General features: G+C 60.4%; 1 protein-coding gene. It reads right to left on the bottom strand.

Annotated features, from left to right (window positions below; all coding sequences use genetic code 11):
* Window positions 1-43 precede the first annotated feature (43 nt).
* On the bottom strand, window positions 44-497 hold a 454-nt coding region (locus tag AC1EJR_RS27330; RefSeq protein WP_477147860.1), incomplete at its 5' end, for a DUF3304 domain-containing protein.

The following is a 497-nucleotide window of genomic DNA, read 5'->3' as shown; positions in this document are numbered from 1 at the left end:
GCGCGCTACTGTGTAAGGCATGACTCTCCTCGTGGAACTGTGGTTACTTGCGCGCCTCGTCGCCCTTCAAGGGATAGTCGGGATGTCCAAGACCCATCATGGTCACGAACACCTTGACATTGCCGTCGCGCAGAAAATGCACCGCGAACCTTCCGATTTCCTCCGGCCCGTAGGGCGGCACGGGGACGATCCGCACCTGCGGAACATCGTCGATGCGATGGACCCATCGAACCTTCACCGTCGTGCCAGGCTTGTAGATCCGTGGCACCGTGACGCAGCAAGTGAAATTGCCACCGCCCTTGTGCGCCCCGATATTCGGGCCGCCATGACCGTTGACCTCGAACGCATAGATGCCCACATCGGTGTGGTTATAGCCAACCATTGACACCGCGATGAGCTTGTCGCCGCAACCGGACACTGCCAGTGACAATGCTGCCAGCAGGCCGGCTATCCACGCCCGTGGGCGCGCTACTGTGTAAGGCATGACTCTCCCTCGT

Source organism: Cupriavidus sp. 05T42 (genome assembly GCF_056396345.1).
Note: the sequence above shows the minus strand (reverse complement) of the source record. Positions and strands in the feature narration are given on the sequence as shown.